The organism is Novosphingobium sp. ERW19 (genome assembly GCF_012641315.1).
Lineage (GTDB): Bacteria > Pseudomonadota > Alphaproteobacteria > Sphingomonadales > Sphingomonadaceae > Novosphingobium.
The window spans coordinates 609,901-624,769 of the sequence record NZ_JABAIC010000001.1; the positions used below are offsets into that span (position 1 = coordinate 609,901).

14 protein-coding genes are annotated in these 14,869 nt (G+C 65.6%); 9 read left to right on the forward strand and 5 right to left on the reverse strand.

Annotated features, from left to right (window positions below; all coding sequences use genetic code 11):
• Positions 1-6: 6 nt before the first annotated feature.
• From HGI46_RS03085 to HGI46_RS03100, 4 genes are all read left to right on the forward strand, one after another.
• Positions 7-567 (forward strand): fasciclin domain-containing protein, encoded by a 561-nt coding sequence (locus HGI46_RS03085; RefSeq protein ID WP_168903028.1) that lies wholly within the window; start codon positions 7-9, stop codon positions 565-567.
• A gap of 158 nt (positions 568-725) precedes the next feature.
• Positions 726-2,276, forward strand: a complete 1,551-nt coding sequence (locus HGI46_RS03090; RefSeq protein WP_168903029.1) for an acyl-CoA synthetase — start codon at positions 726-728, stop codon at positions 2,274-2,276.
• A 14-nt stretch (positions 2,277-2,290) separates the two neighbouring features.
• Complete coding sequence (locus tag HGI46_RS03095) at positions 2,291-3,583, forward strand: cytochrome P450 (RefSeq protein WP_168903030.1); 1,293 nt, start codon at positions 2,291-2,293, stop codon at positions 3,581-3,583.
• Between the two features lie 41 nt (positions 3,584-3,624).
• Positions 3,625-4,110, forward strand: a complete 486-nt coding sequence (locus HGI46_RS03100; protein ID WP_168903031.1) for an NUDIX domain-containing protein — start codon at positions 3,625-3,627, stop codon at positions 4,108-4,110.
• Here the strand turns inward: HGI46_RS03100 and dinB are convergent.
• Positions 4,089-5,225 carry a DNA polymerase IV gene (gene dinB, locus HGI46_RS03105; RefSeq protein ID WP_168903032.1) on the reverse strand — a complete coding sequence of 379 codons (1,137 nt, stop codon included), beginning with the start codon at positions 5,223-5,225 and terminating at the stop codon, positions 4,089-4,091. The two genes, HGI46_RS03100 and dinB, sit on opposite strands and share 22 nt — an antisense overlap.
• 85 nt (positions 5,226-5,310) lie before the next feature.
• On the opposite strand from dinB, the gene HGI46_RS03110 reads away from it, so the two are divergent.
• Positions 5,311-6,579 carry a multidrug effflux MFS transporter gene (locus HGI46_RS03110; protein WP_168903033.1) on the forward strand — a complete coding sequence of 423 codons (1,269 nt, stop codon included), beginning with the start codon at positions 5,311-5,313 and terminating at the stop codon, positions 6,577-6,579.
• 78 nt (positions 6,580-6,657) lie between these two features.
• Here HGI46_RS03110 and HGI46_RS03115 read toward each other — a convergent pair whose 3' ends face one another.
• The 3 genes from HGI46_RS03115 to apaG all read right to left on the reverse strand — a co-directional run bounded on the left by HGI46_RS03115 (position 6,658) and on the right by apaG (position 9,957).
• Entirely contained in the window at positions 6,658-8,658 is a 2,001-nt protein-coding gene (locus HGI46_RS03115; RefSeq protein WP_168903034.1) for an EAL domain-containing protein, read from the reverse strand.
• Positions 8,659-8,748: 90 nt separating this feature from the next.
• Positions 8,749-9,546, reverse strand: coding sequence for a LysR family transcriptional regulator (locus HGI46_RS03120; protein ID WP_118072469.1), 798 nt, complete (start codon positions 9,544-9,546; stop codon positions 8,749-8,751).
• Positions 9,547-9,558: 12 nt separating this feature from the next.
• Entirely contained in the window at positions 9,559-9,957 is a 399-nt protein-coding gene (gene apaG, locus HGI46_RS03125) for a Co2+/Mg2+ efflux protein ApaG (protein WP_039336501.1), read from the reverse strand.
• 112 nt (positions 9,958-10,069) lie between these two features.
• Between apaG and HGI46_RS03130 the strand changes: the two genes are divergently transcribed.
• From HGI46_RS03130 to HGI46_RS03145, 4 genes are read left to right on the forward strand one after another with little or no spacing between them, the layout of a single operon-like run.
• Positions 10,070-10,681: a recombination protein O N-terminal domain-containing protein gene (locus tag HGI46_RS03130; RefSeq protein ID WP_039336415.1), complete on the forward strand. Its 612-nt coding sequence runs from the start codon at positions 10,070-10,072 to the stop codon at positions 10,679-10,681.
• 34 nt (positions 10,682-10,715) lie between these two features.
• Positions 10,716-11,774 (forward strand): 3-isopropylmalate dehydrogenase, encoded by a 1,059-nt coding sequence (leuB, locus tag HGI46_RS03135; RefSeq protein WP_118072470.1) that lies wholly within the window; start codon positions 10,716-10,718, stop codon positions 11,772-11,774.
• 12 nt (positions 11,775-11,786) lie between these two features.
• Positions 11,787-12,911 carry a glycosyltransferase family 2 protein gene (locus tag HGI46_RS03140; protein ID WP_118072471.1) on the forward strand — a complete coding sequence of 375 codons (1,125 nt, stop codon included), beginning with the start codon at positions 11,787-11,789 and terminating at the stop codon, positions 12,909-12,911.
• A 1-nt stretch (position 12,912) separates the two neighbouring features.
• On the forward strand, positions 12,913-13,545 hold the full coding sequence (locus tag HGI46_RS03145; RefSeq protein WP_168903035.1) for a DUF2238 domain-containing protein: 633 nt from the start codon (positions 12,913-12,915) through the stop codon (positions 13,543-13,545).
• Here HGI46_RS03145 and HGI46_RS03150 read toward each other — a convergent pair.
• Complete coding sequence (locus HGI46_RS03150; protein ID WP_168903036.1) at positions 13,529-14,851, reverse strand: phospholipid carrier-dependent glycosyltransferase; 1,323 nt, start codon at positions 14,849-14,851, stop codon at positions 13,529-13,531. The genes HGI46_RS03145 and HGI46_RS03150 overlap by 17 nt on opposite strands.
• Positions 14,852-14,869 lie beyond the last annotated feature (18 nt).

Below are 14,869 nucleotides of genomic sequence, written 5' to 3' on the forward strand. Positions count from 1 at the left end.
ATTTCCATGGTGCGCCATACAATGATGGGGACCGTGCTGGCGGTCGCACTCGCCCTTGCCGGGTGCGGAAAGAGCGACGTGCCCGAGGCCAAGGGCAGCGGGGCGGTTGCCGAGGCTTCGAGCAAGGACCTGTTCGACGCCTTGGACGACAGCAGTGATCTTTCGGAATCGGCCAAGCTGGTGAAGGCGGCGGGGCTTGAGAAGACGTTCGAAGGCGTCGGCAGCTACACCTTGTTTGCGCCGACCAACGAGGCGATCGCGGCCCTGCCCGAGGCCGACCGCAAGGCGCTGGAAAGCGAGGACGGCAAGGTGCAGCTCCTTGCGCTTGTGAGCCAGCACCTCTCTCCCGGCTACGTCGCGCGGGCCGATCTTGACCAGGGCATCGAGCGCGCCAACGGAACGGTGCGCCTTGCCAGCCTTGGCGGGCAGCCGCTCACGCTCACCCGCAGCGGCGATACCATCCGCCTTGGCAGCGGAGACGACGCGCCCAAGCTGGTGGGAGAGCCGATCGTCGCGCGCAACGGCGTGATCTATCCGATCGACCGCGTCCTGCCCGCGCCGCAGTAACGGCCTTGGCGGATCATTCCGCCGTGAAAGGATCGGGCAAGAATTGCGACAAAGCGGTGCAACCGGACGAACAGATCACGGTTGCACCCTTTAACTGATCGGTTAAGCTCCCTCGCAAATGGCGGCCTGAGTCCGCCAGATGCGAGAGGAACAGGCCGGTGCATTTCCACCCCAAGTATCATGCCGCCCGCAATCCCGATCGCGCCGCCGTGATCATGGGTGGCAGCGGCGAAGTGGTCACTTATGCGCAGCTGGAAGCCAAATCGAACCAGTTCGCGCAGCTGTTGCGCTCGCGCGGGCTCCAGATCGGCGATACTATTGCGCTGTGCCTGGAAAATCGTGCCGATTTCTTCGCGCTGGCCTGGGGGGCGCAGCGGGCTGGCCTTGTCTACGTCGCAGTCTCGTGCCGCCTCGCCGCGCCCGAGATTGCCTATATCGCGCACGATAGCGGCACCCGCCTCCTGATCGGTTCGGCCTATACCGCGCCGGTGCTTGACGAAGTGGCGAAGCTTGCCCCTGACGTGCCGCAACTGCGCTTCGATACGCAAGGCCCGCTTTCGCTCGACGCCGCGCTCGCCGCACAGCCTGCCACCCCCATCGCTGACGAGCGCGCCGGGTGCGACATGCTCTATTCCTCGGGCACTACCGGCAAGCCCAAGGGCGTGCGCATTCCCCTGCCCGAGGACCCGGAGATCGGCGCGGTCAACTCGCTGATCGGGATTGCCAGCCAGGCCTTCGGCATTACCGGCGATGCCGTCTATCTCTCGCCCGCGCCGCTCTACCACGCGGCTCCGCTGCGCTGGTCGATGACCATCCACCGCATGGGCGGCACGGTCGTCGCGATGGAGAAGTTCGATCCGGAGCACGCGCTGGAACTGATCGAGAAGTACAAGGTCACCGACAGCCAGTGGGTGCCGACGCATTTCGTGCGCATGCTCAAGCTGCCCGAGGACGTCCGCACGAAGTACGATACCTCCAGCCTCAAGTGCGCGATCCATGCCGCTGCGCCCTGCCCGGTGCCGGTCAAGCAGGCGATGATCGAATGGTGGGGTCCGGCGTTGCGGGAATACTACGCGGGCACCGAAGGCAACGGTTTCACCTTCATCGCCAGCGAGGAATGGCTGCAACGCCCCGGCTCGGTCGGTCGCGCCCTGCTCGGCACGATCCGGATCTGCAACGAAGAGGGCGACGAGGTGCCGCCGCGCACGGAAGGCCAGGTGTTCTTCGAAGGCGGCAGCCCGTTCAGCTACCACAACGATCCCGACAAGACCCGCGATGCCACCAACAAGCACGGCTGGACCAGCCTTGGCGACGTGGGCTGGATTGACGAGGACGGCTACCTGTTCCTGACCGACCGCAAGAGCTTCATGATCATCTCGGGCGGCGTGAACATCTACCCGCAGGAGATCGAGAACCTGCTGGTCACGCACCCGAAGGTTGCCGACGTTGCCGTGATCGGCGCGCCCGATCCGGACATGGGCGAGAAAGTCGTCGCCATCGTGCAACCGCGCGACATGGCCGAGGCTGGCCCGGCGCTTGCGGCCGAGCTGACCGAGTGGCTCAATCCGCAGCTTTCGCGCGTGAAAATGCCCCGCCAGATCGACTTCCGCGAGGAGTTGCCGCGCGAACCTACCGGCAAGCTGTTCAAGCGCCTGCTGCGCGATGAGTACAAGCAGGCCTGGGAAGCCGCGCAAGCGGCCACGGTCTGAGGGAGGACACGACAATGGCAAGCGTTCCGGTGGTTCCGGCTGAAGTGGGCCGCGCCGTCATCGACCCCAAGTCCTACGGCGCGTGGGACCCGCTGCTCGACCAGTTCGATGCCCTTCGCGCCAAGGCGCCCGTGGCCCGGGTCGTCGCGCCGCAAGACGAGCACGAGCCGTTCTGGCTGGTCTCGGGCTTCGACGAAGTGATGAAGGTCAGCAAGGACAACGCGACCTTCCTCAACAACCCGAAGTCCGCTGTCTTCACCCTGCGCATCGGCGACATGCTGGCCCGCTCGATCACCGGGGGCAGTCCGCATCTGGTGGATTCGCTGGTGGCCATGGATGCGCCCAAACACCCCAAGCTGCGCCGCCTGACGCAGGACTGGTTCATGCCCAAGAACCTGTCGAAACTGGATAGCGAGATCCGCAAGATCGCCAGTGAATCGATCGACCGGATGCTGGCGGCGGGCGAAGAGGGCGACTTCATCCCGCTCGTCGCCGCGCCCTATCCGCTCCATGTCGTCATGCAGATCCTTGGCGTGCCGCCAGAGGACGAGCCGAAGATGCTGTTCCTGACCCAGCAGATGTTCGGCGGGCAGGACGAGGACTTGAACAAGTCCGGACTCAAGGACTTGCCGCCCGAACAGATCAGCCAGATCGTCGCCGGCGCCGTGGCGGAATTCGAACGCTACTTCGCGGGGCTTGCCGCCGAGCGCCGCCAGAACCCCGGCGAGGACGTCGCCACGGTGATCGCCAATGCCGTGATCGATGGCGAACCGATGAGCGACCGCGATACCGCCGGCTACTACATCATCGTCGCCAGCGCCGGGCATGATACGACTTCCGCCTCCTCGGCGGGCGCGGTGCTGGCGCTGGCCCGCGATCCAGACCTGTTTGCCCGCGCCAAGGCGGACCGCAGCCTGCTGCCCGGCATCGTCGAGGAAGCGATCCGCTGGACCACGCCGGTGCAGCACTTCATGCGCACCGCCGCGCGCGACACCGAGCTGGGCGGCCAGCAGATCGCGCAGGGCGACTGGCTGATGCTCAACTATGTCGCAGCCAATCACGATCCTGCGCAGTTCCCCGAACCGCGCAAGTTCGACGCCACGCGCCCGGCCAACCGGCACGCCGCTTTCGGCGCAGGTTCGCACCAGTGCCTCGGCCTGCACCTCGCCCGCCTTGAGATGCGCATCCTGCTCGATGTGCTGCTCGACCGGGTGGAGAGCCTTGAACTGGCAGGAGCCCCGCGCCGCGTGAACTCCACTTTCGTCGGCGGATACAAGGCGCTGCCGCTGCGCTGGAAGGCGGCGTAAGCGCAGGTGACAATCGGCAGCACCGGCCCCACAATGCGCTGGTGCTGCACTTCCTTCCCGGCCCACTCCATCGCACAGTGCTGCGTGTCGCCCATGCCGCGCGGCTGTGGTACTGGCGCATCACGCGCAAGCGGGTGCGTGGCTGCAACGTGATCGCGGCCAATGCTGCGGGCGAAGTGCTGCTTGTCCGTCACAGCTACCACGCGCGCGAATCATGGATGCTGCCCGGCGGTGGACTGGGGCGCGACGAGCGTCCGGAAGCGACCGCATCACGCGAACTGTTCGAGGAAACTGGCTGCCGCCTTGCGGCGCCGCATCACCTCGGCACTGTCTTGCTGGACCGCAAGGGCTGGACCAACGCCATCGAACTCGTCACCGGAACCACCACTGACGAACCGTTGGCGGATGGCCGCGAAATTGCCGAAGCGCGCTTTTTCCCGGCAACGGCGCTGCCCGACAACACTGTCCGCTCGGTGCGCGAGATGATTGCCCGCTGGCTGGCCGATCAGAACGGCAACTCGGCCTGAAGCACCGGGGGCGCAGCACCTGCGTCGCCTTCCTCGGCCTCTTCACCCTCCAGCGCCGAAAGCGTGAGGCCCATCAGCCGGATCGGCTTGGGCAGGGGCAGTTGCGCATCGAGCAGATCGCGGGCGAGGGCTGAGAACTCTGCCTTTCCGGCGATCGGGCGTGGCAGGGACCTGGCCCGCGTACATGGCGTGAAATCATTGAACTTCATCTTCAGCGTGACCGTCCGCCCGGTCGCTCCGCTGCGCGCAATCCGCTCCCACACGATTTCGATGATTCGCTCCAGCGTCTCGCGCAGAGCGGGGCCTGAGGAGATGTCCCGCTCGAACGTCCGCTCCCCGCCGACCGACTTGCGCGGTCGGTCCGCCTTGACCTGCCTGAGGTCAATCCCCCGCGCCGCGCGATAGAGATAGTCCGCCGAACTGCCGAAGTTGGCGCGCAGGAAGGCGAGGTCCTTGGCGCGCAGGTCAGCCCCCGTCTCGATCCCCAACTTCGCCATCTTCTCCGCGCCGCGCGGCCCGATGCCGTGAAATCGCCGCACTGGCAGCGAGCCCACGAACTGCGCCCCCTCGCCGGGGCGGATCACGCACAGGCCATCGGGCTTGTTCTGGTCGCTGGCCAGCTTGGCGAGGAACTTGTTGTAGGACACCCCGGCGCTGGCCGTCAGCCCGGTCTCGGCCTTTATGCGCTGGCGGATCAATTCGGCGATGCGCGTCGCGGACCCGATCCCGCGCACGTCGTCGGTCACGTCAAGGTAGGCCTCGTCCAGCGATAGCGGCTCCACGTGCGGCGTGAAGTGCAGGAAAACGCTGCGGATCTGCTGTGACACCGCCTTGTAGACATCGAAACGCGGCTTCCTGAAGATCAGGTCCGGACACAGTTGCACTGCCCGCGCCGACGGCATGGCCGAGCCCACCCCGAACTTGCGCGCTTCGTAGCTTGCTGCCGCCACCACGCCTCGCCCGGACGATCCGCCGACGGCCACGGGCAGCCCCCGGATCGAGGGATCATCGCGCTGCTCGACGCTGGCGAAGAAGGCGTCCATGTCGACGTGGATGATCTTGCGCAAGGCAATCGCCTGACGGTCAGGCTCGTCATGGTCTCGCGCAAGTTCCATGGCGACACGATACTCCGTTTCGCATTGCAACATAAACCCGGTTTTGGGGATGGGATTTGAAGCCGTTCTCGTTCAAAGGGTGATTATGCCCACTAACGATTCCAATACCCTGCGCGCGCCGCGCACGATGGGCGAGCGTGAGACCATCGCGATGATGGCGCTCGTCATGGCGATGCAGGCGCTCGCCGTCGACGCCATGCTGCCTGCGCTTGGCGACATTGCGACGGATCTTGGCGTTGCCGATCCCAACCGCCGCCAGCTTGTGGTCGGCACGTTCCTGCTCGCCTCGGGCTTTGCCTCCCTGCTGCCCGGATCGCTCGCAGACCGCTATGGCCGCCGCCCGGTCCTGCTGGCCTGCATGGTGATTTACATCCTGTTCTCGCTGGCCTGCGCGCTTGTCACGTCATTCGACGGCATGCTGGCGATGCGCGTGGGGCAAGCGATCGGCTGCGGCGGGCTTGCCGTTCTGCCGGGCGCAATCATCCGCGATCGCTTTTCCGGCGACCAGATGGCCAAGCAGATGTCGATCATCTCGGTCATCTTCATGGTCGTGCCGATGCTTGCGCCAAGCATCGGGCAGGTCGTGCTGCTGTTTGCCGGTTGGCGCTGGATCTTCGTGCTGCTGGCGGTTCTGGCCACGGGCATGGCGACATGGCTTTACATCCGCCTTCCGGAAACACTGCACCCCGAATATCGCCAGCCGATCCGCCCGATGACGATCGCGAAGAACATGGCCGGTGCCGCCACGAACCGCTCGGCCATCGGCTACGTGCTGGGCGGTTCGCTCACCTTCGGGGCGATGATCGGCTACGTGAACTCGTCGCAGCAGCTGGTCGGCGAACACTTCGGCGCGGGCAAGATGTTCCCGGTGCTATTCGGCTTCTCCGCGCTGATGATGGCCTGCGCCAGCTTCTCCAACTCGCGCATCGTCGAGCGCTTCGGGGCGCGCCGCGTTTCGCACACGGCGGTGATCGCGTTCATCCTCGTCAGCGCGTTGCAGACTTACTCCTCAAGTCTGGAAGGGCAGACGCTGTGGCAGTTCATGCCGCTGATGATCACCAACATGATCCTCATCGGCTTCATCGGCGCGAACTTCGGCTCGATCGCGCTGCAGCCGTTCGAACGGACGGCAGGCAGTGCAAATTCGATGCATGCCTTCCTGCGCATGGTGATCGGTTCGGTCATCGGCATCTTCGTCGGCCAAGCCTATGACGGCACGGCCCACCCCCTTGCTCTGGCGCTGCTGACGGCGGGCGTGCTCAGCCTGCTGCTGGTGCTGTTCAGCGAGAGGGGCAAGCTGTTCCGCCGCCTTCATCCCCCGGGCACGCCGCGCCCGATCGTGCTGGAGCATTGATCTGAACCTCGCCACTGGCGAGGTTCGTGCGGCACCGGCCCGTAAAATCCGAAGCGCAAGTTTCTGATCACGAAACCCTCAGGCGCGCAGGCTCAACGCATTCTCTGAAATCAGCGCCAGCGCCTGAGCGGCTGCTTGTGGCCGGCCCAGATGGTAACCCTGCATCAGCCGGATGCCGAGCGCGCGCGCCGTGCTGGCCTGCAGTTCGTCCTCGACGCCCTCGATTGTGCAGTCAATGCCAAGCTGCCAGGCGAGCGAAACGATGGTGCCGACCAGCGAACGCGCGCCCGGGTCATTCGCAAGAGCGCGGGAAAGCTCCTGATCGATCTTGATCATGTCGAGCGGCAGGCTGTGGACCTGGTTGAGACTTGACCAGCCTGCGCCGAAATCGTCCAGCGCGATGCGGAAACCTCGCGCGCGGAATGCCAGCAGTTGGGCTTCGGCGCGCTTGGGATCTTCGAGCAAGGCCCGTTCGGTAACTTCGAGGATGATCGAATGCGGTGGCGCGCCATGCTCATCCACCAGACGTGCAAGAGCCTCGGCCGTGCCAGTCCGCATCACGTCGCGAGGGCTGAGGTTGATCGCCAGCCAGCGTCCATAGTGCCACGCCGGGCATTCGGCCAGAGCGCGCGCCAGCACCATCCGGGTCAGTTCGCCGGTCCGCCCCGTTGCTTCGGCAAGCGACATGAATTGCCCCGGTGCGAGCCAGCGTTCGCCATCCGGGCTCCAGCGCACGAAAGCTTCGAGGCCGATCACGCCCCCGCTCTCGGCATCGAAGACCGGCTGGTAGACGAGCTTGAGCCGGTCAGCGAGATTGCTTTCGTTGAACAGGCGGGTGATTGCGGCGCGATCCTGCAGTTCGGCCTCGTCATCCGGGCTGAACACGACAACGGCGCCGTCGGAAAGCTCCTTGGCCTTGTAGAGCGCGGCGTCGGCCCGTTCGAGGCAATCGCTGACGCTCCGGCCGTCCATGCGGTGGACGCCAATGGACCCGGAAAAGCGCAGGACCGCCCCACCGTGCAGCACCGGGGCGCGCAGCGATTCCGAAAGCGCGGTGCCGATCGCGAAAGCTGCTATGTGATCGAGCGAGGGATCGAGAACAGCCGCGAATTCATCGCCGCCAAGCCGACCGAAACAGCGCACGCGCTCCATTCCGCCAAGCCGATTCGCGACCGCCTGAAGCACCGCATCGCCTGCCGCGTGGCCATAGGTGTCATTGATGTGCTTGAACCCGTCGAGGTCGATCAGAGCGAGCCAGGCCCGCTGCACACCCTTGCCGCCACGTTCGATATCCTCGGCCAGCCGATCGAGAATGGCACGACGGTTGAGGCCACCGGTCAGGGGGTCGATGGTTGCCTGAAGCAGGTTCTCCTGCGCCAGTCGGGCCGCTTCACGCTCTCGCCGGGCCAATTGCTGCCGCGACAGTTCAAGCCGCACGAAATCGCGATGATGACCGTTGGTGATGAGCAGTAGCAAGGTCGTCACCACCACTTGCACCAGCACGACCATGACCGCGTTGGGATGGCCGCTGAAGAGGATCTGGCCCGAGGTCGGGATAGTGGTCGCAATCGCGATGCGCAGCGCCGTCAGCGGCGAATGGCCCAGCCCGAGAATCCCGGAAAACAGCGTTACGGCAAAGATATAATGGATAAATGATTGCGCTTCCCAATCGCCGTAACTGTAGAGCACCATACCCCACAGGGCGAACAGGAAACTGGCAAAAGCGCCCAGCCAGCTCATCGATGCAAGATCGCGCCGAAGCACTGCCGTTGCGCGCTGCTCGACCGCAGCCGGCCGCCAGTAATAGGCCCGCCGCAGCGCAAAAGCGCTCAGGAAAATAGGTCCCGGCACGATCAGCCAGCTCGGCGCGATGTCGCGAAACCGGAAGGCCACCAGAAGCATGTCGAAAACGACGACGAGGTACAGCAACGGCAGGCGATGCGACAGGCTTCGCGCATAGGCGAGGGTGAAGTTGTCACCCTCGCGCTGCTTCCAGCTGGAGGTGTAGGGACGCGCATTGCGCAGCAAACGGCCGAAGCGCCGTCCGCGAGCGAATAGACTGCGCAACCCGGTGAACATGGCTGCGGGGATACCATCAAGGCAGTTAACAGCGCGTAAGGGTCACTGCCAAATTGGGTCTATCTGGCGTGGCAAATCATTTACTTAGCTTTACGCGGAAAGCGCCGCGACCAGCTCCTTGACCTTCTTCTGCCGCCACTGCGGCAGGGGCGCGACAAGCCAGTACCCCTTCCGCGAGGTCACGGGCTCGCCCTGCACGACCACGCGGCCCATGCCGATCGCGTTGTCGACCAGCTGATAGGGCACGTGCGCCCGACCCAGGCCCGCGCTTGCCGCGCTGATCGCAGTCCCGGCATCGCCGACCGAGAAGCCTACATCGCCGCCCCCCGGTGCCGGATCGCCCGGCCAGCCGATCCACGGACAATCGGGCGCAGCGTCGGGCGCCGCCACCGTTACCATCAACGATTGGCCCAGCGCGATGCCTTCCAGTTCGCCCGGCCCTTCGGCCCAGCGCACCGCGAGGTCGAGATTGGCTTCGGTAAAGTCAATATCGGCATCGCCGCCGACCAGCGAGAAGCGCATCTGCGGATTGCCGGCGCGAAATGCCGCAAGCCGGGGCGAAAGCCACGCGGCAAAGAAATCGCGCGGGCAGGCAATGGTATAGACGTGGCTCGATTGCCCGGCCTGCATTGCCTGCACGCCTTCCTCGAAGCGCAGAAAGCCTTCGCGGATGGCATCGAGACCGGCAATCGCCTCGTCGGTGAGCTCGAGGCCCTTGGAGGTGCGGCGGAACAGCACGACGCCGAGCAGGTCCTCCAGCGCACGGATCTGCTGGCCGACCGCTGCGGGGGTCACCGCCAGTTCGTCGGCCGCGCGCGTGAACGAGAGGTGCCGGGCCGCCGCGTCAAGCACGCGCAGGCCATTGAGAGGGAGATGGGTCCGCTTCATTGCGAACCGGATTTAGTTTGCCGGAGCCGGTGCCGCCAGAGGAAAGAATGGAATCGCCACATCGAACAGCGAGCCATCGGCACGCTGCATCGTGTAGTGGCCTTCCATGCTGCCGTGATGGGTGCCGAGCGGACAGCCCGAGACGTAATCATGGCTCTGCCCCGGCTGCAGGACGGGCTGTTCGCCCACGACGCCGTCACCGTCGACGAAGTTGATCATGCCCCGCCCGTCGGTGATCCGCCAATGGCGCGACAGCAGTTGTACCGGCTGGTCGCCGTCGTTCTCGAGACGGATATGATAGACCCAGAACCATTTGCCTGCTTCCACCCGCGACTGTTCGGGGAGGAAGTTCACGGCGACTCGCACCGTGACGCCTTCGGTGATGGCGGCATGCTGGAAGAGCTGCTTCATGCCCATCAAACTATCGCAAACCGCCAGATGTTCCAACGCCGATGTGCAACTTTGTGGCGCCTGCCCTTGAAGGCATTGCCCAAAAAGGGCGGTGGGCGCAGAGGATGACGCAATGCTGATCCGCGCCCCCGCCATTCTCTGCTCGGTCCTGCCCAACGGCGAACACGGCGCGATCATCCGCGTGCTGACCGCCGACCATGGCCTTGCCGCCGCCTATGTGGCCGGGGCGCGGGGGCGCGAGTTGCGGCCCGTGCTGATCCCCGGAAACCTGATCGAAGTCGAAGTGCGATCGCGCACCGCCTCGCAACTGCCATCGGCCCGTGTCGAATTGGTGGCGAGTCGTGGGCCGTGGCTGTCCGAACCGCTGCCGAGCGCCGGGATCGGCTGGGCCTGCGCGCTGACCGCCGCGACCTTGCCCGAAGGCCACCCTTACCCCGTGCTCTATGAATCGCTCGTCGCCTTGCTCGATGCGATCTGCCACGCCCCCTCGGCGCGCGGCTGGGCGCGGGTTCTGGCGGGTTACGAGGTGCTCCTGCTGCGCGAGGTCGGCTATGGCACGGCCCCGGCCCCACCGCCTGACGAGCAATGGCCAGATCTACTTGCGCGACTGGAGCGTCAGGGCAAAGCCATTGCCAACCGCCTGCTTGCCGATCGCACGCGCGATGTTATGGGGGCGCGCGCGATTCTGCTGGGGCGCCTAAGAAGGATTGGCTTCGACGCATAAGCGGCGAGTGAGCGCAGGCACGAAGGGGTATTTCATGAAGATTGCGGTTCTGCCCGGTGATGGCATCGGTCCCGAAGTGACGCGCGAAGCCGTCCGCGTGATCGAAGCGCTTGGCCTGCCCGACATCGAGATGAAGGAAGCCCCGGTCGGCGGCGCCGCCTACAAGGCCTATGGCCACCCCCTCCCGGCAGAGACGCTGGAGATCGCCCGCCTTTCCGACGGCATCCTGTTCGGCGCGGTGGGCGATCCCGATTGCGATTCGCTGGAACGCCACCTGCGTCCGGAACAGGCCATCCTCGGCCTGCGCAAGGAGCTGACCCTGTTTGCCAACCTGCGCCCGGCCAAGGTCTTTGCAGGCCTCGAAGGCCATTCCGCGCTGCGCCCCGAAGTGGCCGGCGCGATCGACATGGTCATCGTGCGCGAGCTCAACGGCGACGTCTACTTCGGCGAGAAGGGCTTCCGCACCGCCGCCAACGGCGACCGCGAGGGTTACGACGTGATGTCGTACAACGAGAGCGAGGTGCGCCGCATCGCCCATGTCGGTTTCCGCACCGCGATGGGCCGCGCCAAGCGGCTGTGCTCGGTCGACAAGGCCAACGTGCTCGAGACCAGCCAGCTGTGGCGCGACGTGGTGATCGAGGTTGCCAAGGAATACCCCGAGGTCACGCTCGAGCACATGTACGTCGACAATGCCGCGATGCAGCTCGTCCGCGCGCCAGGCAAGTTCGACGTGGTGCTGACCGGCAACCTGTTCGGCGACATCCTCTCGGACCAGGCCTCGATGTGCGTCGGCTCGATCGGCCTGCTCGCCTCGGCCTCGCTGGGCGAGCGCCAGACCGCGCATGGCACTTTCGGCCTCTACGAGCCGATCCACGGCTCGGCCCCGGACATCGCAGGCCAAGGCCTTGCCAACCCGATGGCGACGATCCTTTCCGCCGCGATGCTGCTGCGCCACTCGCTCGGCCTTGCTGCTGAAGCGGACCGCGTCGAAGCCGCAGTGGCAAAGACGCTGGCCGATGGCGTGCTCGGCCGCGATCTTGGCGGGAGCGCCGGGACGACGGAAGTTGGTGACGCGGTGCTCGCAAGGCTCTAAAGGCCCCGTCCGATGCTCCAGTTAGCCGTAATTCTTCCGACCTATCGTGAACGCGCGAATATCGCGCCGATGGTCGCGCGTCTCGACGCCGCGCTGCAGGGCGTGGCGTGGGAAGCGATCTTCGTTGACGACAACAGCCCGGACGGCACCGCCGACGAGGCGCGCCGCATCTCGCTCACCGATCCGCGCGTTCGCGTGATCGAGCGGATCGGCCGGCGCGGCCTCGCCTCTGCCGCGATCGAGGGCATGTGCGCCACCGCCGCACCGATCGTCGCGGTGATGGACGCCGACCAGCAGCACGACCCCGAACTGCTGCCCAAGATGCTCGCTGCGGTCGAAAGCGGCGAATATGACATCGCCTACGCCTCGCGCTTTGCCGAAGGGGCGAGCACCGAGGAATGGGGCCGTCCGGACCGGGTGAAGGCCTCGGGCCTTGCCAACCGCATCGCCAACAAGGTGACGGGCGTAGAGCTTTCGGACCCGATGAGCGGCTATTTCATGCTCCGCGCCGAAACGCTGCGCGCAGACGCGCACCGCCTTTCAGGCGTCGGCTTCAAGATCCTGCTCGATATCCTTGCGACGGTCGACCGCCCGCTCAAGGTCAAGGAATTCCCTCTCAACTTCGTCGCCCGCATCGAGGGCGAGAGCAAGCTGGACCAGACCGTCGTGTTCGAATTCCTCGTAGGCCTTTACGACAAGTGGCTCGGCCGCATCATTCCAACACGCTTTGCGCTGTTCGGCACGGTCGGCGCAATGGGTGTTGCGGTACAACTGGGCGCCCTGTGGGTGCTGCTCAAGGTCATTGCCGGCGAACGCTTCGTCTATGGCAACTGGTCGGAAAGCGCGACGTTCAACACCGCCAACACGCTGGCGGCGATCATCGCGATGACGTTCAACTTCGTGCTGAACAACGAGCTGACCTATTCCGACAAGCGCCTGCGCGGCTTCGGCCCGCTGCTGCGCGGCTGGGCGCAGTTCGGCCTGACCTGCTCGTTGGGTCTGCTGACCAACGTCGGTTCGGCTGCCGTGCTCAAGACCATCGGCTTCCACAGCGTGGTCGCGGTGATCGTCGGCATCGTGCTCGGCTCGGTGTGGAACTTCGCGCTGTCCTCGCGCTTCGTCTGGGGCAAGTACTGATTTGCGCGCGGTCGCGGGGATACCGGGACCGCAAGCGCTTCTGCTGGCTCTGACTGCCGCGGGCGCGCTGTTCAGCCTGGTCGATACGCCCTACCCGGCGCTGGCGCCGCTGCAGAACCTCCCTACTCTGGCAATCGTCGCGGGCTTGTGCCTCGCGCTGCGCCGCTGGCCGATGCCGACCAGCGCGGTCGCATGCATTGCCCTGTTCATGGCGCTCCACACCATCGGCGGGCGCTACATCTATTCCTACGTGCCCTACGAGCAGTGGCTCGGCGCACTCGGCCTGCCCTCGATCGACCAGGCATTGGGCCTGCCCCGCAATTCGTGGGACCGGCTGGTGCACTTCAGCTTCGGCGCGATGTGGGTCTGGCCGATAGCCTGCTGGCTTTCACGCCATCGCGGGCTGTCGCCTGCGCTCGCCAGCTACATCGCGGTCGAGTTCGTGCTGGCGGGCAGCGCGGTCTACGAGATCTTCGAGTGGCAGCTGACCGTGGTCATGGCTGGGCCCGATGCCGATGCCTACAACGGCCAGCAGGGCGACCCGTGGGACGCGCAGAAGGACATGGCGCTTGCCGGGCTGGGCGCGCTGACCACCGCAATCTGGCTGCGGCTGCGCGCTATTTCCAGCTATTGAGCCAGGTGTAGTCCCGGTACGAATCCTTGCGCGGCAGCTCTCCCGCCGACAGGATCGGATAGAAGCCAATGAACAGGCCGAACGAGAGGACCAGCGTCACCTTGGTCGGCCAGCGCAGGCCGAGGTCCCACCATTCGCCCAGCACCAGCGCCAGCGCCGCCAGCAGGAAGCAGCTTGCCAGCATGTAGTGGTAATAGAACTGTACCGGCTTGCCGTTTATCGCCCAGAAGCCGACGAGCAGGACATAGGCGGCGAAGACCAGCAGGTGGAGACGCTTGCCCCCCCTCTTCATGCCCCTCAGTCCGTCCCACGCGCAGAACAGCAGCGCGGGCAGCCCGGCCAGCATCGTGAACGGGTTTCCGATCATCAGCACGCCGCGTTGGGCGCCGTCGACTTCTTCGTAGAGGAACCAGATCGCGCGGATATTGGCCACCCACTGCCACCACACGCTCATGTAGGTGTGCGGCTTCTTCACGCTGTCCTGCAGTTCCAGCATGTACTGTTGCCAGTGCCATAGCTCGCCCACCGTCAGCGGCTGCTTTTCATAGAAGAACGCGGGCAGGAAGGTGGCGAGGTAGACCACGACTGGCACCACCCCCAGCCATAGCGCCGCCTCGACCAGCGAGACGCCGGGCACCGGCCCCGCCCCGCGCGAGGCCCAGAGCAGCCCGCCGCGCCGACCTTCGAGGGCCTGCCAGCGATTCAAGGCAAAGACCAGTCCGGGCAGCGGCAGCAGCAGCGCGCCGTTCCACTTGGCCCCCAGCGACAGCCCCATGAACACGCCCGCCAGCAGCAGGTGAGACCGCGCCAGCAAGGCCTTGCCCGAAGGATTGCGCCAGGCCAGCGCCCATTGCCACATGGCCAAGGCCATGAAACCGGCCATCGCCATGTCGAGCAGGGCAATGCGCGACATCATGAACCAGATGAAGTCCGTTGCCAGCAGCAGGCCGAACAATACCGTGGCCGAGCGGGAAAAGCTCGCCCACCACAGCGCCCGCATCATCGCCCAAAGCCCGAGCCCGCCCAGCACGGCCGAGGGGAAGCGCCAGCCGAACGGCGTATCGCCGATCAGTTGCATCGACCAGGCGATCAGTTGCTTGGCAAGCAGGGGATGTTCAGGGTTCAGCCGCGCCGTGAGGTCGATCAGCCGCCTTGCCGCCGGCAGGTAATGGACCTCGTCGAACATCGGCTTCGACGGAATGCCGAGCCGGTGCAGCACGAGGAGAAAGAACGCGGAGGCAATGACCGCGCACCAGAATGCAGGGTCTTTCTCGCGCGGGGCTGCGGTCTGGAACTGTGGCGTCATGCGTCCTGACCGATAGGG

What these genes read in the sequence shown, in the direction of transcription:
- HGI46_RS03085 (WP_168903028.1), top strand. Translation starts at nt 7, where the DNA reads ATGGTGCGCCATACAATGATGGGGACCGTGCTGGCGGTCGCACTCGCC.
- HGI46_RS03140 (WP_118072471.1), top strand. Translation starts at nt 11,787, where the DNA reads ATGCTCCAGTTAGCCGTAATTCTTCCGACCTATCGTGAACGCGCGAAT.
- dinB (WP_168903032.1), bottom strand. Translation starts at nt 5,225, where the DNA reads ATGGAACTTGCGCGAGACCATGACGAGCCTGACCGTCAGGCGATTGCC.
- HGI46_RS03095 (WP_168903030.1), top strand. Translation starts at nt 2,291, where the DNA reads ATGGCAAGCGTTCCGGTGGTTCCGGCTGAAGTGGGCCGCGCCGTCATC.
- HGI46_RS03150 (WP_168903036.1), bottom strand. Translation starts at nt 14,851, where the DNA reads ATGACGCCACAGTTCCAGACCGCAGCCCCGCGCGAGAAAGACCCTGCA.
- HGI46_RS03115 (WP_168903034.1), bottom strand. Translation starts at nt 8,658, where the DNA reads ATGTTCACCGGGTTGCGCAGTCTATTCGCTCGCGGACGGCGCTTCGGC.
- HGI46_RS03110 (WP_168903033.1), top strand. Translation starts at nt 5,311, where the DNA reads ATGCCCACTAACGATTCCAATACCCTGCGCGCGCCGCGCACGATGGGC.
- HGI46_RS03130 (WP_039336415.1), top strand. Translation starts at nt 10,070, where the DNA reads ATGCTGATCCGCGCCCCCGCCATTCTCTGCTCGGTCCTGCCCAACGGC.
- apaG (WP_039336501.1), bottom strand. Translation starts at nt 9,957, where the DNA reads ATGAAGCAGCTCTTCCAGCATGCCGCCATCACCGAAGGCGTCACGGTG.
- leuB (WP_118072470.1), top strand. Translation starts at nt 10,716, where the DNA reads ATGAAGATTGCGGTTCTGCCCGGTGATGGCATCGGTCCCGAAGTGACG.
- HGI46_RS03120 (WP_118072469.1), bottom strand. Translation starts at nt 9,546, where the DNA reads ATGAAGCGGACCCATCTCCCTCTCAATGGCCTGCGCGTGCTTGACGCG.